We start from the raw sequence: 20,407 nt of genomic DNA on the forward strand, positions 1-20,407 counted from the left end.
GGAATGATTTTTGCAATTCAACGAACGCTATGAGCCTATCTACCATTACCAAACAACTGTTAGCAGGTACCGCATTAGCCATTTTACTGTCGGCCTGTTCTTTGTTTAAGAAAAGTACAACCAGCGGCACGCCGGAAGTACCCATGACTCCTTCCAAACCAGCTACCACCAAAGAGGAAAAGCAAAAGGAAGAAGAAAAGGTGATAAAGGAAGGGAAAGCGCCATTCAATGTACCGGCCTTTGCCCGCGAAGTAAAACGATCTTCCTATAATATCGCTTTTTTTGCACCATTATACCTGGACTCCGCTTTTTCCGCTACCTGGGACCCATCCAGCCGTACCATGCCGCGCTATGTGCTGCCCGGCCTTGATTTCTATGAAGGCGCGCAGCTGGCGCTGGACACCCTGCGGCTGCAGGGGTATAACCTGAACGTAATTGTGTACGACAGCAAATCCCGCAATGTATCTACGCTGATCAGCAACCACACCATGGATGCGGCAGACCTGATCATTGGCTCCATCAGCAACCCCGAGCTGCGGGAGCTGAGCGACTTTGCCAGGAGCAAGCAGATAAACCTGGTATCAGGTACCTATCCCAATGACGGCGGTATCAGCGACAACCCTTTCCTGCTGATCACCAACAGCACGCTGAAAACACACTGCGAAGCCCTGCAGAACTATGTACAGGAAGCATTTGCCACCAAGAACATCCTGCTGCTGCACCGCAATACATCCATCGAGAACCGCATTGCCAGCGATATTACGGCTGCTTATGACAAAATGCAAAGCAGCAAAAAATCCCGCATCCGCGATGTGGTATGGAGTGATGCCACCACCGATGCACAGCTGTCGCAATACCTGCTGGTTGACCGGCCGAACATTTGCATTGTTACAGCGCTGGACGAGCAGGGCGCCAAAGCTATCCTGCAAAAGCTGAGCGTGCAGGCGCCCAACTACCCGCTGCATATTTTTGGTATGCCCACGTGGGATGTAATGAAGTTCAAAGAACCGGAGCTGCAAGGCCTGCAGGTATATTACTCCACCCCTTATTTCAATGACAAAACAGACGCATACAGCCGCTATATCACCGACTACTTTAAACGGGTGTACAAAGCGCGCCCGTCTGATATGGCATTTAAAGGCTTTGAGCTTACCTATTACTTTGTAAAGCTGTTAAATGATAAAGGCGTTTACTTTAATGCTGCCGTGAATGATACCAGCAAAAAAGTATTCACGCACTTTGACTATGAGCCTGTGTACCTGCAGGCAGGAGAAGAGCAGCCGGACTACTTTGAGAATAAAAACATTTACATTATACAAAAAGGCGATAGCGCAGATATTAAAATGAATGCAAGCCTTTAACCAGCTTTTAGCTATTGGCTTTTAGCCGTTAGCCAGTTGCCGGAAGTGACCAGGTCAGCTTCCGGCATTTTTTTTGAGCCCTGTCTTAAGCCAAAAGCTTAAAGCCCGATAGCATGCTCCCCGTTCTCCAGTTCACAGACAAAGGTATTTATTGCCCTGCCGGTGATTTTTACATAGATCCGTGGCAGCCCGTACCCCGTGCTGTGATTACCCATGCCCACTCCGACCATGCGCGCTGGGGCAGCCGGCATTACCTGTGCCACCTGGAAAGCGTGCCGCTGCTGCGGCTGCGTTTGGGTGCAGACATTAGTGTACAGGGCGTAGCCTATGGCGAAACCATTTATTATAACGGCGTACACGTGTCACTGCATCCTGCAGGCCATATTATAGGCAGCGCGCAGGTGCAGGTGCGGCAGGGCAATGAGGTGTGGGTGGTAAGCGGCGATTATAAACTGGAGAACGACGGTCTTTCCGGCCAGTTCGAGCCCCTGCCCTGCCAGGTGTTTATTACAGAAAGCACATTTGGCCTGCCCATTTACAACTGGCAGCCGCAGGCCATTATATTTGCCAACATACGCAAATGGATATATGAAAACCTGCAGGCCGGCAAAAGCAGCGTGTTGCTGGCTTACAGCCTGGGCAAGGCGCAACGGCTTTTATACCACCTGCGGGAGCTGGATGTACCGCTGCTGGCTCACGGCGCCATTGACGTGCCGCACCAGGTATTGCTGGCGCAGGGTTATCCCCTGCCGCCGGTACAGCGCATTACGCCGGACACGCCTAAAGCCGCGCTGAAGAACAGCGTGATCATAGCGCCGCCTTCTGCTGCCGGCAGCCCGTGGATGCGGCGGTTTAACCCATACGCGCTGGGCATTTGCAGCGGCTGGATGCAGGTGCGCGGCTCCATGCGCCGCCGTAATGCAGATGCAGGCTTTGCCCTGTCGGACCATGCAGACTGGCAGGGATTGTTACAGGCTGTAAAAGCCACGGGCGCAGAAAAAGTATTTACCACCCATGGCTTCAGCAGCGCCTTTGCCCGGTATTTACAGGAAAACGGCATTGCCGCAGCAGCTGTAAAAACCGAATTCGGGAGTGAGGATGAAGAAGCCCCGCCGGAAGGCGATACCGCCGCACAGGCAGCAGCGGCGGCAGATAATGGAACAACCCGCAACGAGCCGCCTGCAAACGAAAATGCAGCGGAATAAACTGTTTGCAGCCTGGTATCGCCTTACAGGCAGGCTAACATCAGGTAACAGCGGCGCCCGGCAATTTGCCGCCGGCAGTAATGTTCAACAATTGCCTTTGAAGGCCGCTCTCCCGGAAGCTGTTGTTAAAGCTTTCCGGGAATAGATGGTATAAGAAAGCGGATCATTATTATTATTAATAACAGCGCGCTATAAAATCATATGCAGCAATTCACCCAACTGGTAAAAATAGTGAGCAACAGCACCAAAACCAATGAGAAGCTGGAGGCGCTGCGTTATTATTTTACCCATGCCGATGCGCGTGACAAACCCTGGGTGCTGGCCCTTTTCAGCGGCAGGCGGCCCAAACGCACAGTGAACAGCACCCAGCTGAAACAATGGTGCCTGCAAAAAGCTGACATTCCGGAATGGCTGTTTGAAGAGTGCTATCATACCGTAGGCGACCTGGCGGAAACCATTGCGTTATTGTTGCCCGATAGCGGGCAGCAGCGCACTACCCATCCCCTGCACTACTGGCTGGAGCAGCTGGCCGGGCTGGAAAAAGCGCTGGAAGCAGAAAAGCAGCAATTTATCCTGCAGGCGTGGCAGGAGCTGGGTACTGACGAACGCTTTGTGTTCAATAAGCTCATTACCGGCGGTTTTCGTATAGGCGTATCGCAGCAAATGATGGTGAACGCCCTGGCCCAAACCTACCAGATACCGCCCGCCACACTTTCACATATGATCAGCGGCAACTGGGATCCGCGCCAAACCAGCCTGGAAGCCCTGCTGCAAGACACACATGCCAGCGCAGACGCCTCCAAGCCCTACCCGTTTTACCTGGCTTACCCGCTGGAAGGCGACCCTGCAGCCCTGGGCCGGCCGGAAGAATGGATAGCCGAATGGAAATGGGACGGCATACGGGGGCAGGTGATCAAGCGCAAAGGGCAGCTGTTTGTATGGTCGCGCGGGGAGGACCTTATCACCGAAAAATTCCCGGAATACATACCGCTGCTGAATGCCCTGCCGGAAGGCACGGTAATAGACGGGGAGATACTTACCTATGCCAATGATTTTCCCCTGCCCTTTCAAACCCTGCAAACCCGCATTGGCCGCAAAAATGTAACCCGCAAGCAATTGCAGGAAGCCCCGGTGGTGTTTCTTTCCTATGATCTGCTGGAGTGGCAGGGACACGACATACGGGAAAAACCCCTGCAGGAGCGCCGCATTCTGCTGGAGCAGGTGGTGGAGCAGGTGAACCACCCTGCCTTGCGTTTATCGCCCGTTGTTACCTTTGACACCTGGGAGCGGCTGATTGCGTTTCGCCGGCAGGCACGTGATATGGGCAGCGAAGGGCTGATGCTGAAAAAACGCAGCTCGCCCTACCAGGTGGGCCGCAAGCGGGGCGACTGGTGGAAGTGGAAAATAGATCCCTTTACCATAGATGCCGTAATGGTGTATGCACAAAAAGGTCATGGCCGGCGTGCAGACATTTACTCTGATTACACTTTTGCCGTAAAAGACGGCGATAAGCTGGTACCCTTTACCAAAGCCTATTCAGGCCTTACAGACAAGGAAATGAATGAAGTGGACCATTGGGTAAAAAGGCACTCGCTGGAAAAGTTCGGGCCTGTAAGAACCGTGCAGCCTGAACTGGTTTTTGAAATAGCCTTTGAAGGCATTGCCGCCAGCAACCGTCATAAATCCGGCGTGGCGCTGCGTTTTCCGCGTATTCACCGCTGGCGGAAAGATAAAACCTCGGACGAGATCAATACCCTGGCCGATCTGCAGCAGCTCCTGCAGCAGTACCGGGGCTGAAGGGCAAGGCGTTGGCTTCCCTGCCAATTACAGATAATTTAGTATATTGTACAGGTTACTATTCTTAAAACCGTACATTATTCTAATGGAGCTACCGGATATAGTATTAGACGAGAAGGACCTGGGCATACTGAAGCTGCTGCAGGAAGATGCAAAAATGACCATCCGCGACATTGCATCACGCATGAACCTTAGCACCACCCCTGTTTACGAACGCATCCGCAAAATGGAGCAGGCCGGCGTTATACGCCAGTATGCCGCTATTGTGGACCCGGGTAAGATAGATAAAGGGCTTACAGTGCTATGCTATATATCCCTTAAAGAGCACGGCAAAAAAGCCGGGGGCAAATTCATTAAAGAGGTAACGGGTTTTCCTGAAGTAACGGAATGCCTGAACATTTCCGGGCAGTTTGATTTTATGCTGAAGGTGCAGGTGAAAGATATGAATGCCTATTACGAATTTAATGTGAACAAGCTGGGCGAGCTGGATAACATCGGACACATGGAAAGCGTGTTTGTGATGTCGGTTATAAAGGCTACCCACAAAATTGTGTAAGAATACGTTACTTTGTACCATGCTTTCCAGGTTCCCCACTTTAGCAACAGAAAAAAACGATCACGTTCTGCAATCGGCTACCATGCCTTTTGCCAGGTTTAAACAGGCTGCCACCGCACATAAAAGAACCAACTTTATTACCGAGCATACGCTGTTGTTTGTAATACAGGGACATAAGCTGCTGCATTTTGAAGATTACACCCATACCGCCAATCCCGGGCATCTGATGCTGATGAAGCGCGGCATTTATACCATGTCGGAATTTATACCGGAAGGCGTGATGTATGAGGCCCTGCTGCTGTTCTTTACCGATGATTTCCTGAAAAAATTCTTACATACTTATCACCTCACCACTGTGCAGGCAGCGCCCGTACCCTCTCACCTGGTAATACCTTCCAACGAGCTGCTGGATAGCTTTAAGATGCAGTTCCTGGACTACTTTGGTAAAACCATAAACGGGCTGGACACCATTTTACAGCTAAAGCTGCAGGAGCTGCTACTGCTGCTGCTGGCCGGCCCGCACCGGCAGCAGGTGCTGGCGTTTCTGCAAAGCATTGTTTTCGGGCAGCCGCTGGATATTGATTATATTGTAAGAACACATTTATTTCAGCCGCTTTCGCTGGAGGAGCTGGCCAAACTCTCCGGCCGCAGCCTGGCCTCCTTTAAACGCGATTTCCAGCAGCTATACAATTCCTCTCCCAAAAAATGGATCAATGAGCAGCGCCTGGCACATGCACGCGTGCTGCTGCAGCATACAGATAAGCAGGTGTCTGAAATAGCCATGGAATGCGGGTTTGAGAACGTGCCCCACTTTATCCGCATCTTTAAGCAGGAATACGGCATTACCCCTAACAGCGACCGAGCTAAAAAAGCAATTGTTTGAGCTTTTAACGTTACCAGCCGGCCCCACTTTGCCGGTACCTTTGCAGTGAACATTTACAAATAACAGGCGCACCTTCCATCACACACAACAGCGCGCATATATGGCGGAAGGTAACAGCCGCCTGCATTCAAAAACAATTTAAATTTTATGAAAACAGCAATCGCATTACTGGCTTGCACAGTACTGGCATTCCATGCTTTTGCCCAGGAAGAAACCGGCCTGGCGCACCCTGAAAGCCTGAACTCAGACGGTCATTTCCTGTACGCCACCAATATCGGCAAAGCCATGGACCCTGCATCCAAAGACGGTGACGGCTTTATCAGCAAGCTTACACTGAACGGCAAAATGATCACGCGCAGCATTACTGCAGAAAAGCTGAATGCACCCAAAGGCACTGCCATTATAAAAGGCATACTGTATGTGGCAGACCTTGACCGCATTGTAGGCATTGAGCTGGCCACCGGGAAAAAAGCAGCAGAGATCAGCCTTGCATCTGCCAACACTACTTTCTCCAACGACCTGGCGGTGAAAGATGATCACACCCTGTTTGTTTCCCTGACCGATGCAGGTAAAATACTGGAAGTAGATATAAAAACCGGCAACCTCACTGAAGTAGCCAGCCTTAAAGGCGCCAACGGTATTTACTATGACAAAGCAGCCAAACGCCTGTACACCTGCAACTTCCTGTTTGATAATGTGCAGGGCGGGGAAATAGGCATGATCACCTGGCAGCAGGGCAAACCGGTGTATGAAAAAATAGGCGACATACACGGCGCCTTTGACGGCCTGGAAATGCCCGGCAGCCATACCCTGCTGGTATCTGACTGGGGCGCGCTGGACCACCCCGCCGGTTTCCTGGAAAAAATAGACCTGAACAGCAAAACCGCCACCAAACTGGATTGGCCGGTAATAGCCGGTCCGGCCGATTTTCACCTGGACGTTCAACATAAACGTGTGTACATCCCCGTTATGACGGAGTCAAAGGTGCAGATACACACACTTTAATGGTTCTGTGGCGGCCCCCGAAAAGCCGTCGCACATAGCTTTAAAAAATACAAGTATGCAAACACAACTGGAAAAGAATAAAGCAGCAGTGATCCGCTTCAACAAAGCGTTTCTTGAAAAAGGCGATGTACAAGCTTTTGAAGAAATTGTAGCGCCGGATTTTATTAACCACACTGCCGCCAGCGTGGGCCAGCCCAGCGGCCGGGAAGGTGTGCTCAACTTCATAAAGAACATACTGCACGTAGCTGTAACAGATATACGGGTAGAGATCTATGACCAGGTAGCAGAAGGCGATACAGTGGTAACCCGCAAAGCCATTATCGGCAAACAGGTAGGCGAGCTGCTGGGCAAACCAGCCACCGGCCAGCAGATTACCATGCACATTATAGACATTATCCGTTTACGGGATGGCCGGTACACCGAGCATTGGTCATTAAGAAGCATGCAGTAAAAGGGGTGCTATACAAGAAAAGTCATGATTTACGGGGAAAGCCCTGGTGCAGGCGGTTCTGCTTGAGCTTCAACTGCAAATACTGCCGGTAAACACGTAACAACGTTGCTGCAGCTCCGTATTTTCACTGCTTTATTGAAACAGCAAACAGCGGTTCACATACAGCATTGGGCTGCGCTTAAAAATGTTCAGCCCAATGCTTTTTTGACCAATAATGCCTACATTAACCTCATGAACCGCAAGCATTTCCTATCCTCCATAATCAGTACCGGGATTGGCATTCCTGCACTTGGCCATTTAAAACGCGCGGCAGCATTGTTTACGCCCTCCCCTGCCTACCCGCTGATACCACCGTATTTAAAACCAGGCGACACTATTGGTATTACCTGCCCGGCCGGTTACATTACAGCGGCAGATATACAGCCTGCTGTACGTACTTTACAAAGCTGGGGTTTTAACATCCGCACGGGCAATACCGTTGGCAAGCGCGATTTTACTTTTGCCGGCACCGATGCCGAACGCCTGCAGGACCTGCAGGCCATGCTGGATGCCACGGATATACAGGCCATTATGTGCGGGCGTGGCGGCTACGGCTGCGCGCGTATTGTAGATGGGCTGAACTTTTCAAAGTTTTGCGCACATCCCAAATGGCTCATTGGCTTCAGCGATATTACGGTGCTGCACAGCCATATTAACCGCCATTACGGCATTGCCACGCTGCACGCCAAAATGTGCAACAGCTTTCCCGACAACCTGGAGGCTGCGGATAAAGCGGTACAGGACACCATCCTTTCTATACGCCAGGCATTAACAGGAACGGCTATGCAATACACCGCGCCGGCAGACAGCCGTAACCGCACCGGCGCTGCTGCCGGCATGCTGGTAGGCGGCAACCTCTCCATGCTGCAAAGCATATCGGGCACCAGCTCGGAAATAGACACCATTGGTAAAATATTGTTCCTGGAAGATGCCGGCGAATACCTGTACAGCCTTGACCGTATGTTGGGCAACCTGCGGCGAAGCCACAAGCTGGATAGCCTGGCCGGCCTGGTTATCGGCGGCTTTAACCGCATTAAGCCCGATGATCCGGGTGAGGAATTTGGCAGCAGCATTTATGATATGGTGCTGGAGAAAGTAAAGGACTTTTCCTATCCCGTTTGCTTTAATTTCCCGGTGGGGCACCAGAAAAACAACTATGCGCTTAAATGCGGCGTAATGCATCGCCTGCAGGTAACAGCAGCCGGCGTAATACTACAGGAAATAACATAAACAACCGGCATGCCGGGTATGCAGCGCCGTGGTATTCGTATGGCCCCGGTGCTCAAACGGTTATAGCAAAGGCGTGTAATCACAAATTATTCAATCAGCATCCGGCCGGGCGAGCATGGCGTGCGGCCTCCATTTTTCTCGCCTATTTATGCTAATTTCATGCGCATGACTGCAGGATGGAAAGTGATCAAAGACTGGCTGGCAGCAAAGGAGCTACAACCTTTCGCCTTCCAGGAGCAAGCCTGGGAAGCATATCAGCAAGGCAAATCAGGATTGGTGAATGCCCCTACCGGTTACGGAAAAACCTTTGCCCTGTTCCTGGGCGTGGTAATTGACTGGATTAACCGTCACCCCAAAACATACCAGCAAAAAACAAAGAACGGCCTGCAGCTGCTATGGATCACCCCTTTGCGCGCACTGGGTAAAGATATTGGCCGGGCTATGGAAGAAGCGCTGCAGGAGCTGAACTTACCCTGGCAGGTAGGCATCCGTAACGGCGATACCTCCACAGCCGCACGGCAGCAGCAGAAAAAACAGATGCCGGAAATACTCATTATCACGCCCGAAAGCATTCATGTGCTGATGGCGCAGAAAGATTATGCCCGCTTGTTCACCACCCTGCACACGGTAGTAGTTGACGAATGGCATGAGCTGCTGGGCAGCAAACGCGGGGTGATGGTAGAGCTGGGGCTTAGCCGCCTCAAAGGCATTGTACGTAAAGCCGGCAAACCACCCCTGAAAATATGGGGCATTTCCGCTACTATCGGCAACCTGGACGAAGCGCTGGAAGTGCTGCTGGGCATCCCGGACGAAAATGCCGTAATCATACGCGCACACCTGAAAAAAGAGATTGCCCTGGAAAGCGTGCTGCCCGATGAAATTGAAAAATATCCCTGGGCAGGACACCTGGGCCTGCGCATGCTGCCCAAAGCATTGCCTATTATATTGCAAAGCCGCACCACGCTTATATTTACCAACACCCGTTCCCAGTCCGAAATATGGTACCAGGAAATACTGCGCCAGTGCCCCGACCTGGCCGGCGCCATTGCCCTGCACCATGGCTCTATTGACATGGAGCTGCGCACCTGGGTAGAGGAGTCGCTGCACAGCGGCGTGCTGAAAGCGGTGGTATGCACCGCCAGCCTTGACCTGGGAGTAGATTTCCGGCCGGTAGACACGGTTATACAGGTAGGCAGCCCCAAAGGCGTGGCCCGTTTCCTGCAAAGGGCCGGCCGCAGCGGCCATCAGCCTGGCGCCGTAAGTAAAATATTCTTTTTGCCCACGCACTCCCTGGAGCTGGTGGAAGCCGCCGCGCTGAAAGCTGCTATTGGCGAAGAGCTGGTGGAAAGCCGCTTGCCCGTAGTGCTGGCCTATGATGTGCTGCTGCAATACCTGATGACCCTGGGCGTATCTGACGGGTTTTACTCGGATGAAATTTGGGAAGAGGTAACCGGCACCTTCTGCTACAGCCATCTTACGCACGACGACTGGCAATGGATACTTTCCTTCCTTACCACGGGCGGGGATGCGCTGCAGAGCTATGACGAATTCCGCAAGCTGGAGCGGGAAGACGGCCTGTATATTTGCCGCAGCCGTATGATAGCCATGCGCCACCGCCTGCACATAGGCGTTATTGTTAGCGATGCCATGCTGAAAGTAAAGTTCATGAGCGGCGGCTATATTGGTATGATAGAAGAATGGTTTGTTGCCCGCCTGCAGCCGGGCGATACCTTCAGCACCGGCGGCTACATACTGGAATTTGTAATGATCAAGGATATGACAGTGCTTGTGCGCAAGTCCAAAGCCAAGCGGGCTATTGTGCCCAGTTGGGGCGGCGGGCGCATGCCCCTCTCCGCCAACCTGGGAAAAATATTGCGCCGCACATTCAGCGAAGCGCTTTCCGGCGCCTCCACAGAACCGGAGCTGCAAATACTGCAGCCGCTGTTTGACCTGCAGGAGCTGCTGTCGCACATTCCATCAGACACCCAGCTGCTGGTAGAAAAGATACAAACAGAAGATGGCTACCACCTTTTCGTATACCCGTTTGAAGGCCGTTTGGTACATGAAGTGATGGCTGCTTTGCTGGCTTACCGCATCAGCCGGCTGCAGCCCATTACGTTTTCTATTGCCATGAACGATTATGGCTTTGAGCTGCTGAGCGATCAGCCGCTGCCGGTAGATGAAGGCAATGTGCATTTCTTGTTTTCCCCGGAAAACCTTAGCGTGGATTTGCCGGCCAGCGTAAACGCCACGGAAATGGCCCGCCGCAAGTTCCGCGACATTGCAGTAATAGCAGGCCTGGTATTCCAGGGCTATCCCGGCAAACACAAAACCAGCCGGCATTTGCAATCCTCCTCCTCTTTACTGTTCAACGTGTTTAAAGATTATGATGCGCATAACCTGCTGTTGCGCCAGGCTTTTAATGAAGCTTTCTTTTACCAGATGGAGGAAGCCCGCCTGCGCGAAGCCATGGAACGAATTTATAACAGTGATATTGTAATTACTGAGCCGGTGCGGTTAACGCCGTTCTGCTTTCCCATTAAAGTAGATAGCCTGCGTGAGCAGCTGACCAGCGAAAAGCTGGAAGACCGGATCAGGAAAATGCTGAGTTAATTACGAATTAATGGAAGCGGGGAAATAAACAGGAATAATAATGCAATTATAGCTCGCATACGTACAACACCAACTTATGCAACTACGCATTGAAAGATTAAACCGAAAAAATAATCATCATTAATTTGAAGCTTCCTCTTTCTCCCCAGCAGCCCGCATATAGGCAGCACCGCCCAACTCGTAATTGATAATTCGTAATTAATAATTGTAACTACCTTTGCCCGGTGGAAGAAGTGATATTTAAATTTCAGCAGCAAACATGGCATTTATCAGCAGGCAAAGCACTGTACTGGCAGGAAGAAAAAGCCCTGGTTCTCTCCGACCTGCACCTGGGTAAATCCGCCCACTTCCGTAAAGCCGGCATTGCCGTACCGGCGGGTCTTATACAGGAAGACCTGTTCCGGCTGCAGCAGCTGATCACCCGCTATCATCCGGAAAAGATCATTGTTGTAGGCGACCTGTTTCACAGCAGTGAAAATAATGATGTACAATATTTCCGCCTATGGCGGCAGCAATTTCCCCACATACGCTTTGAGCTGGTAAAAGGTAATCATGATATTATGCCGGCCGACCTGTATACTACACTACAGATAACCGTGCACGATACGCTTACCCTGCGCAATATCCACTTTATACATGAGCCTTGTGAAACCACGGAAGCCAACGGGCCTTACGTTTTCTCCGGCCACCTGCATCCCGGCGTAATCCTTGCCGGCGGCGGGCGGCAGCGCCTGCGCCTGCCCTGTTTTTATTTTGGTAAAAGCTGCGGCATACTTCCTGCTTTCGGCCGTTTTACCGGCCTGGCCACGCTGGCGCCTGAAACAAATGAAGTAGTGTTTGCCATTGCCAACAACAGTATATTTAAAATAACGGTAGATTAGCCGCTGCCTGCCATCTTACAGGCGCCATAACCATTACACACGATGCTCATCGCTTATGATCACATATATGTACACCCGTTGCCGGAAGGCCACCGCTTTCCTATGGACAAATATGAGCTTATTCCATTGCAGCTGCTGCGGGAAGGCGTGATCTCGCCGGCACACCTGTTTTCACCCGATCCGCTGGATGAAGCCACCATACTGCTTACCCACGATGCCGGTTACTGGCGCCGGCTCAGGGATCAAACACTGAGCGATAAGGAGCAGCGCCGTATTGGTTTTATACAGTCGCCGGCGCTTACCCAAAGAGAGATCACCATTTGCCAGGGCACTATTGATTGTGCGCTGCATGCATTGGAACAAGGCGTGGCGTTGAATGTGGCCGGCGGCACCCATCATGCTTTTGCAGACCGCGGAGAGGGCTTTTGCCTGTTGAATGATTTTGCCATAGCGGCCAACTACCTGCTGCTGCAGCAAAAAGTAAAACAGGTGCTGATCATTGACCTGGATGTGCACCAGGGTAACGGCACTGCTGCCCTATTCGCGGGGAAAGAAGCGGTGTTTACCTTCAGCATGCACGGCGCCGGCAATTATCCTTTTCATAAAGAAACATCTGACTGGGATATTCCCCTGCGGGATGGTACTGATACCGGCACTTATTTACAACTACTGGAAAATGCATTGCCTACGCTTATTAACCGCGTACATCCCGACCTGGTATTTTACCTGTCGGGGGTAGATATACTGGCTACTGATAAATTCGGCAGGCTAAAGGTAACACCCGAAGGCTGCCGCCGGCGGGACGAAATGGTATTCTCTTTTTTACACAAGCATGGTATTCCCTGTGCAGTGGCCATGGGCGGCGGCTACTCCGCCAACATCAGGGATATTGTAAATGCGCATTGCAACACATTCAAAGCTGCTGCGGAGATTTACGATTAGCGGCCGCATTTCTTTGAGATAAATGCCGGAGCTGTTTGCCCTTACAGGAGGAATTGAAGCATCCGCGCTGTTCCTGCCAAATACCTGTTATTAAAAAAATGCCGTTCCGCTAGACAACGGACGGCATGATGGATCTTGGTTTTAGAAAAGCGGGGTAACAAACGGGTATTTATTAATCAGCATCGTTTTATTATCATATTCTATAACTATCGCTATTTCCGATTACAACTATCGCTATTCCTGGTTGCTGCATCTTACCATTACTGTACACCTGCTGTCACCGGATCATCCTGCTTCCACTGCCATACTACCCCGGCCTTCAGCAATCTTCGCTATTCCGCTTCCCATGGCTTACCACCAGCTGCTACAATCAGTATTCAGCTTCCAGAGCTTTTCCATCCGCAACTGCAACCATTATCCGGCTTCTATAGCTATCACTATTTACCTTCTCTAGCCATCCCTGCCTGGTCTTCTACAACAATCATCATCCCCTTTGCCGCCCGCGCCCAAACAGATACGGCACCTTCTTTCCCCTGAATAATGCCAGCAACAGCGCTACAGCACTCAACGCGCGCATGCTATACAAGCTGTTTGTTTGCCAATCCATCACGCTAATCCCTGATCTTCTTCTTCAGCATGCTTACCTGGTCCTGCAGATGGCTTACCATATCTGCCAGATGGTTTACGCTTAAACGGCTTTGCTGACCGGTTTTGCTGATCACTGCATCAGACTGCCACAGCTCAATTACATCTTCAAAACCTACAGAATAAGGCTCAAACTGGGGATTATCAGATACCAGGGTAATTTTGCCTTTGGAGCGGTTGCTCTTGAGCACACGTTTGTATACAATGCCTTCGCGGTTGGTTACTACAACATAGGTTTCATTGTTTTTGATGTCATCCCAACCGTCTATCTTATGACATACAATTACAGAGCCGGACGGCGTGGGCAACATGGAATCGCCCGCTATTTCAAATGCGCGGTAATTACCGGCGCCCAGCATCGGCAGCGTAAAGGTATTCAGCTCTTCAATAAACTCATCGTCGTTATAACCAGCCAGGTAGCCTGCGGCAGCCTTTACCGGCACAAACTCTATGTGCTGGCGGTTATTGCCCAGCTTCTGCTGTCGCCGCTTTTCCAGGAAGCTCTCTTTCTGCGAACCAATGTCCCGCCGCAGCAGGTCATCAATAGATACGCGGAACATATCGCTCACCAGCTCCAGCACTTCGGTACGCGGCTCGGCCCGTTCCTCTTCATAGGCTCCTAACAGGGAACGTTTAATTCCCAATTTATCAGCAAACTCCTGTTGAGTCCATCCCTTTTGCTTACGCAGGAATTTCAGATTTTGACATGCAATGGACATACCCCTAAATTATTTAGTAGATTACTAACAAATTTAGTAATTAATTTTTGTAATTACCAAATATATTTCCTGATATATTCTCAAGGCTCTCTTATTTTTGCCACTGACAAAAAAATCAACTTAAAAAAACGAAAGCGCTATGCATAACACGATGCTGACTATTCACTCCTTACTCAGGTGGGTTGTATTATTAACCGGCATTTGGGCCTGTGTTCGCGCATTGAGAGGCGTTAACGGAAAAACTCCTTTTACTGCGGCCGACAACAAAGCCAGCCTGTTTTTCTCTATCAGCCTGGATGTGCAGTTCCTGGTAGGATTAATCCTGTACTTTGTAACCAGCCCGCTGATGCAAACAGCCAGGGCTGATTTTGGGGCCGCCATGAAAGATAATGTATTGCGCTTCTTTGCCGTGGAGCATACAACCATGGCCCTGCTGGCGCTGATACTGGTGCACATAGGACGCTCCAAGGTAAAGAAGGCCGGCACAGCTGCCCGGCAACATAAATTAGCGCTGATATTTTACGGTATTGCCCTGCTGCTGATACTGGCCCTTATTCCGTGGCCTTTCAGGACTGAGCTGGGCAGAGGATGGTTCTGATAAAACTGAATGCCTATACATGTGTGCAAATGAATAACGCAACAACTTTGCGGATATTCATTTGCACATTTTTTTTCGTGCTGTTACCCCTTATCCTCATTATCCAGGCGAAAAGAATAAATATAGGGCAGGGCCGCCAGTATAGCGCCAATAAAAATGAGCACGAACACGCCGGTTACCAGCGGCAGAAAAAAGCCCGCCACTATTACAATGATCCCGGTCCACAGCCACATGCGGCCAGCCATATCATGCGTTTTCTTCCATATCTCGGGACTTTTTAAGGTCCAGGGGGTTCTTACTCCCACAAAATAGTTAGGCTGCAGCTTTCGCAGGTAGGCGCCCAGCAAGGCTATCAGTAAGCCTACACCAATAAAGGTCCACCGCTCCATAATAAAAGGCAGGCTCCGGCTTACCATGAATATGATGATGCCGGTAAATATGGCCAGGTAAATATGAATCATAAAGCGGATGCGGTAATAGGCCCGGTGGTCGTGGCCGGTTTGCTCCGGCAAAGCCTCAGGGCTTCCCTCACCGGGCAGGTAACGGAACAAAAAATATAGCATCAGGTTGGTCAGGAACAAAAAGATCATGAGCAGCAGGAAGTCGCCTTTATTGCCCATCCGCTGCGGCACACCGTTTATATCAAAATTAGTGGGAATAACAGCAGGCAATGTATTCCAGGCAATACCCAGGTAAGCCATGGGCAACAGCAATAACAGCAGTATCAGCAGCTCTTTTGGAATATCCGGCTTTTGCATGGCAATTGGTTTTATAAGTATACAGCTAAGGGGGTAAATATGTTTAGTTAATAAATTGCTAACAAAATTAGCTTTACTAAATTTATTAGTACATTTACACTAAATGCTGAATGCCGGCCGTAGGCCATATTGCTATATGCGGTGCATGGCACAGCGCCGGAACTTACCTGACAGGACATTTCAAACTTATGAACAGCAGGAGCATTGCGTGCATCCGGCATTCAGTGGTAAGCCTTCAGCATTCGCTCCCATTAAGCACAAGCATATGATCACTTTACAGCAACGATCTATTGCGCACTTTGACCTGGACTGCTTTTTTGTATCGGTAGAGTGCCTGAAAGACAGCTCCCTGAAAGGCAAACCGCTGCTGGTGGGCGGCCATAGCGACCGGGCCGTGGTTGCTGCCTGCAGCTATGAAGCCAGGCAGTTTGGCATACACTCCGCCATGCCTATGAAAACAGCTTTAAAGCTTTGCCCCCATGCTATTGTGCGCAGCGGCGACATGGAACGTTACAGCGAGATGTCGCGGGCGGTAACCGACATCATTGCCGAAAGCGCACCGTTATATGAAAAATCGTCCATCGATGAATTTTACCTGGACCTTACCGGGATGGACAAATACTTTGGCGCCGTACAATGGACGCATGAGCTGCGGGAAAAAATTATGCGGGAAACCTGCCTGCCTATATCGCTCGGGCTCGCCTCCAATAAAATGGTATCTAAAGTAGCCACGAATGAAGCCAAGCCTAACGGGAAAAGGCAGGTGCTTTTTGGTGAGGAAAAAAGCTTTCTGGCGCCCATGCCGGTAGAAAAGCTGCCCATGGTAGGCAAGGAAACAGCTGCTGCGCTGCACCGGCGCGGCGTAGAGCATGTAAAAACCTTAAGCGAAATACCGGTAACCCTGCTGGAAGCCTGGTTGGGAAAAAACGGCATTGCCCTGTGGAACAAGGCCAATGGCATTGACGAGTCGCCGGTAGTGCCTTACCATGAACAAAAATCTATTTCAACAGAAAGCACCTTTGGCGCCGATACCATTGATATGCGCTTTTTGCATGCAGAGCTGGTGCGCATGACGGAAAAAATAGCTTTTGAGCTACGGCAGCAGAACAAGCTCACCGGCTGCGTAACCGTTAAGATCCGCTACTCCGATTTTGAAACCGTTACCAAGCAAATGACTATTCCCTACACCTGCAGCGATCATATATTGCTGGAAAAAGTGAAAGAGCTGTTTCACAGGCTGTACGACCGGCGCCTGCTGGTACGCCTGGTAGGCATCCGTTTCAGCCACCTGGTGCAGGGCAACTACCAGATCAGCCTGTTTGATGATACGCAGGAAATGATTGCCCTGTACCAGGCCATTGACCATATCAAGAACCGCTTTGGCTGGCAATATTTAATGAAAGGCACCAACGTGGTGGCGCCCGGCCAAAAAGCCTATACCCGCCCGCGGAATATAATGCCTTACCCAAAATACTGACGCATGTACCTGAACTGCAAAACCTATTTCAGCCTGCGTTACGGCACCATTACCACTAAAGACCTGGTAAGCACGGCCCGCAATATGGGCATTACCGCCCTGGCCCTTACCAACATTAATATGACGGCCGATGTATGGACCTTTGTAAAGGAATGCCAGGCCATGGATATTAAGCCCATTATAGGCCTGGAATGCCGGAACGGGCACAGCTTCAAATACATTCTGCTGGCCCGCAACATGCAGGGCTGGCTGCATATTAACCGCTTTTTATCTGAACACCTGCAAAATGAAACGCCTTTTCCCGACCGTGCGCCTGCGCTGCCCGGCACCTTTGTTATTTATGCGTGGGGCGCCTGTGCGCCGGAGCAGCTGGCCGCGCATGAGCTGCTGGGCATACGCCCCCGGGAGGTAAATAAGCTGTTCAGGGTAGACACCCTGCGGCATCGCAATAAACTGGTGATCCTGCACTCTGTTACCTTCCAGGACGCCGCGCATTACGCGCTGCACCGGGTGCTGCGGGCAGTGGACCAGAACATTCTCATCAGCCAGCTGCCACCGGCCACGGTGGCTATGCAGGATGAATGCTGGCTGGCGCCGGCCGACCTGCTGGCGCATTATGAGTTGTACCCGCACATTGTACAAAACACCCTGCATGTAATGGAAGCCTGCGAGCTGCATTTTGATTTTAAAGTGCCGCGCAACAAAAAGTATTTATATGGCAGCGTAACGGCCGACCGCAACAAGCTGCGTGAGCTGGCCTACCAGGGTATGCTGGACCGCTACGGCCCTGATAACGCCGAAGCAAAGTTCCGCATTGAAAAAGAGCTGGATATTATAGCGCATCAAAACTTCAATGCCTATTTTCTTATTACCCACGACATTATCCGGTATGCGCAAAGCAAAGGTTATTTTTATGTAGGACGGGGCAGCGGCGCCAATTCCATTATTGCCTACTGCCTGCGGATAACCGATGTAGACCCTATTGCGCTGAACCTGTATTTTGAACGTTTCCTGAACCCTTACCGCAGCTCGCCGCCGGACTTTGACATTGACTTTTCCTGGCGCGACCGTGATGATGTGATCCGCCATGTATTTGAAACGCACGGTAATGAATATACGGCATTGCTGGGCACTGTAGCTACCTTCCAGGAAAATGCCATTATCCGCGAGCTGGGCAAAGTGTACGGCCTGCCTGAAAAGGAAATAGACCGCATACTGGACAACCCGTTTGATATTCAGCTGAATGAAGACAGCATACAACAGCAGATACTGTCGTTTTGCAGGTTGATGACCAAGGAAGGCAAGGCGTTTCCCAATCACCTGAGCATACATGCAGGCGGCATCCTTATCAGCGACGCGCCTATTCACCAGTACTGCGCCACCCATTTACCTCCCAAAGGATTTTGCACGGCACAAATGGATATGCTGCAGGCAGAGGCCATTGGCCTGTATAAATTTGATATACTAAGCCAGCGGGGCCTGGGCCACATACGCGACTCGCTGGATATTATCAAAGCCAACAAAGGCGTGAGCATAGACATACATGCTGTAAAAGACTTTACAACAGATGAAAATGTAAAAAAGCAGCTGAGAACCGTGAACACAATCGGCTGCTTTTATATAGAGTCGCCCGGTATGCGGCAGCTGCTTAAAAAGCTGGAGTGTGATGATTACCTGACCCTGGTAGCCGCCAGCTCCATTATACGCCCGGGCGTAGCCCAATCCGGCATGATGCGGCAGTATGTAGCGAATTTCAGGAACAGGGATAAAGTCACCTATCTCCATCCTATTATTGAAGAGGTGCTGAGCGAAACCTTTGGCATTATGGTGTACCAGGAGGATGTGATAAAGCTGATACATGCCTACGCCGGCATGGACCTGGCCGATGCCGATATTATCCGCCGCAGCATGGCGGGCAAGTACCGGGGACAGGACGCCTTTTTGCAGCTGAAGGAACAGTTTTTCCGCCATTGCGCGGAACGTAACCGGCCGGAAGATGTAACCCGCGAGCTATGGCGGCAAATAGCCAGCTTTACCAGCTTCTCTTTTTCCAAAGCCCATTCTGCCACCTATGCCGTGGAAAGCTACCAGAGCCTGTACCTGAAAACCTATTTCCCTGCGGAGTTTATGGTAGCTGTGATCAATAATTTTGGGGGCTTTTATAACCGCGAGCTGTATTTCCGGGAGCTGCAGAAAACCGGCGTAACCATTCACCCGCCCTGCATTAATAACAGCAGCTACCCTACCAGCATACGGGGCAAAGAGGTGTATACCGGGTTTATTCATGTAGAAGGGCTGGAAGAAGCATGGATAAAGCGCATGCTGGAAGAACGGCAGCAATACGGGCCCTATGCCAGCCTGGATGATTTTACGGCACGCATGCAGCCGCCGCCGGAACAGCTGGATATACTGATACGCATAGGCGCTTTTAACTTTACCGGTTATACGAAAAAAGAGCTGCTGTGGAAAAGCAGCCTGCTTACCAGGAATAAAGACCCGCATGCAGACCATGTGCTGCCGCTGTTCCGCGAGCCCGCGCCTGACTGCAAGCTGCCCCAGCTGGCCTACCATGCCCATGAAGATGCTTTTGACCAAATAACCCTGCTGGGATTTCCGCTGTGTTCCCCGTTCAGCATACTGGAGCATGACCAAAGCCCCTATGTAACGGTACGGGAAATGGCCGGGAAAGTGGGCCGGCAGGTACGTGCGCTCGGCTACCTGGTATGCGCCAAACATATTAATACCGCCCAGGGCGCGCCCATGTGCTTTGGTACTTTTTTAGACCGGGAACAGGCATTCCTGGACACGGTGCATTTTCCTGAAAGCTTCCGGCAATACCCGCTGCAGAAAAGCGGTTTTTATATCCTGGAGGGCAGGGTTACCTGCGAATACGATGTTATTTTGCTGGAAATCAGCTATATGCGGAAAATTGGGTATTTTGAGGATAAAAATTTTTTTAACCGACAAAAAGCCGTAAATTTGTGACAAATGACGTGGTAGTATGAAACCGCATAAACACACAGAGTATCAATTACCAGAGCAAACTTTAATGGTGGTACAGGAAGCGGCCATACCTTATGGCGCCGGCCGCGGGTATTTTGAGTACATCCAGCTTTCCCGTGATGGCATTATTAAAAAGGCTCTCATGAACCTGGGCCAGCAGCTGTCGTTTTCCCTTTCAGAAATAGCGCGCGTGCTGCACATTTCCGAAAGAACCCTGCAACGCTATGCAGATAACGAAAAACTC

17 protein-coding genes are annotated in these 20,407 nt (G+C 50.9%); 15 read left to right on the plus strand and 2 right to left on the minus strand.

From position 1 onward, the window contains the following. Nucleotides 1-29: 29 nt before the first annotated feature. The 11 genes from VFS25_RS03180 (at nucleotide 30) to VFS25_RS03230 (ending at nucleotide 12,963) form a co-directional block, all read left to right on the plus strand. Entirely contained in the window at nucleotides 30-1,361 is a 1,332-nt protein-coding gene (locus VFS25_RS03180) for an ABC transporter substrate-binding protein (protein WP_326460665.1), read from the plus strand. Nucleotides 1,362-1,474: 113 nt separating this feature from the next. Next, nucleotides 1,475-2,566: a ligase-associated DNA damage response exonuclease gene (locus VFS25_RS03185; protein ID WP_326460666.1), complete on the plus strand. Its 1,092-nt coding sequence runs from the start codon at nucleotides 1,475-1,477 to the stop codon at nucleotides 2,564-2,566. 201 nt (nucleotides 2,567-2,767) lie between these two features. Continuing rightward, nucleotides 2,768-4,363 carry an ATP-dependent DNA ligase gene (locus tag VFS25_RS03190; RefSeq protein ID WP_326460667.1) on the plus strand — a complete coding sequence of 532 codons (1,596 nt, stop codon included), beginning with the start codon at nucleotides 2,768-2,770 and terminating at the stop codon, nucleotides 4,361-4,363. 85 nt (nucleotides 4,364-4,448) lie between these two features. Beyond that, nucleotides 4,449-4,919 (plus strand): Lrp/AsnC family transcriptional regulator, encoded by a 471-nt coding sequence (locus VFS25_RS03195; RefSeq protein ID WP_326460668.1) that lies wholly within the window; start codon nucleotides 4,449-4,451, stop codon nucleotides 4,917-4,919. Nucleotides 4,920-4,938: 19 nt separating this feature from the next. After that, nucleotides 4,939-5,802, plus strand: a complete 864-nt coding sequence (locus tag VFS25_RS03200; RefSeq protein ID WP_326460669.1) for an AraC family transcriptional regulator — start codon at nucleotides 4,939-4,941, stop codon at nucleotides 5,800-5,802. Between the two features lie 147 nt (nucleotides 5,803-5,949). After that, entirely contained in the window at nucleotides 5,950-6,807 is an 858-nt protein-coding gene (locus VFS25_RS03205) for a hypothetical protein (RefSeq protein WP_326460670.1), read from the plus strand. Between the two features lie 55 nt (nucleotides 6,808-6,862). After that, the gene (locus tag VFS25_RS03210) at nucleotides 6,863-7,258 is read left to right on the plus strand and encodes an ester cyclase (protein WP_326460671.1); all 396 of its coding nucleotides are present in this window, start codon (nucleotides 6,863-6,865) and stop codon (nucleotides 7,256-7,258) included. Between the two features lie 231 nt (nucleotides 7,259-7,489). After that, the gene (locus VFS25_RS03215) at nucleotides 7,490-8,527 is read left to right on the plus strand and encodes an LD-carboxypeptidase (RefSeq protein WP_326460672.1); all 1,038 of its coding nucleotides are present in this window, start codon (nucleotides 7,490-7,492) and stop codon (nucleotides 8,525-8,527) included. Nucleotides 8,528-8,692: 165 nt separating this feature from the next. After that, nucleotides 8,693-11,140: a ligase-associated DNA damage response DEXH box helicase gene (locus VFS25_RS03220; protein ID WP_326460673.1), complete on the plus strand. Its 2,448-nt coding sequence runs from the start codon at nucleotides 8,693-8,695 to the stop codon at nucleotides 11,138-11,140. Nucleotides 11,141-11,364: 224 nt separating this feature from the next. After that, nucleotides 11,365-12,021: a ligase-associated DNA damage response endonuclease PdeM gene (gene pdeM, locus VFS25_RS03225; RefSeq protein ID WP_326460674.1), complete on the plus strand. Its 657-nt coding sequence runs from the start codon at nucleotides 11,365-11,367 to the stop codon at nucleotides 12,019-12,021. Between the two features lie 42 nt (nucleotides 12,022-12,063). Further along, nucleotides 12,064-12,963 (plus strand): histone deacetylase, encoded by a 900-nt coding sequence (locus VFS25_RS03230; protein WP_326460675.1) that lies wholly within the window; start codon nucleotides 12,064-12,066, stop codon nucleotides 12,961-12,963. Between the two features lie 611 nt (nucleotides 12,964-13,574). Here VFS25_RS03230 and VFS25_RS03235 read toward each other — a convergent pair. Next, nucleotides 13,575-14,327 (minus strand): XRE family transcriptional regulator, encoded by a 753-nt coding sequence (locus VFS25_RS03235; RefSeq protein ID WP_326460676.1) that lies wholly within the window; start codon nucleotides 14,325-14,327, stop codon nucleotides 13,575-13,577. 139 nt (nucleotides 14,328-14,466) lie between these two features. Here VFS25_RS03235 and VFS25_RS03240 point away from each other — a divergent pair, with 139 nt between their 5' ends. After that, nucleotides 14,467-14,925 carry a hypothetical protein gene (locus VFS25_RS03240; protein ID WP_326460677.1) on the plus strand — a complete coding sequence of 153 codons (459 nt, stop codon included), beginning with the start codon at nucleotides 14,467-14,469 and terminating at the stop codon, nucleotides 14,923-14,925. A gap of 83 nt (nucleotides 14,926-15,008) precedes the next feature. Here VFS25_RS03240 and VFS25_RS03245 read toward each other — a convergent pair whose 3' ends face one another. Beyond that, on the minus strand, nucleotides 15,009-15,683 hold the full coding sequence (locus VFS25_RS03245) for an SdpI family protein (RefSeq protein ID WP_326460678.1): 675 nt from the start codon (nucleotides 15,681-15,683) through the stop codon (nucleotides 15,009-15,011). A gap of 265 nt (nucleotides 15,684-15,948) precedes the next feature. On the opposite strand from VFS25_RS03245, the gene dinB reads away from it, so the two are divergent. The 3 genes from dinB to VFS25_RS03260 all read left to right on the plus strand — a co-directional run. Next, entirely contained in the window at nucleotides 15,949-17,160 is a 1,212-nt protein-coding gene (gene dinB, locus VFS25_RS03250) for a DNA polymerase IV (protein ID WP_326460679.1), read from the plus strand. Between the two features lie 3 nt (nucleotides 17,161-17,163). Further along, nucleotides 17,164-20,145 (plus strand): DNA polymerase III subunit alpha, encoded by a 2,982-nt coding sequence (locus VFS25_RS03255; protein WP_326460680.1) that lies wholly within the window; start codon nucleotides 17,164-17,166, stop codon nucleotides 20,143-20,145. Between the two features lie 16 nt (nucleotides 20,146-20,161). Then, on the plus strand, nucleotides 20,162-20,407 hold a 246-nt coding region (locus VFS25_RS03260; RefSeq protein WP_326460681.1), incomplete at its 3' end, for an antitoxin Xre-like helix-turn-helix domain-containing protein.

The sequence above is a fragment of the Chitinophaga sp. genome, from assembly GCF_035761305.1.
In the GTDB taxonomy this organism is placed as follows: Bacteria; Bacteroidota; Bacteroidia; order Chitinophagales; family Chitinophagaceae; genus Chitinophaga.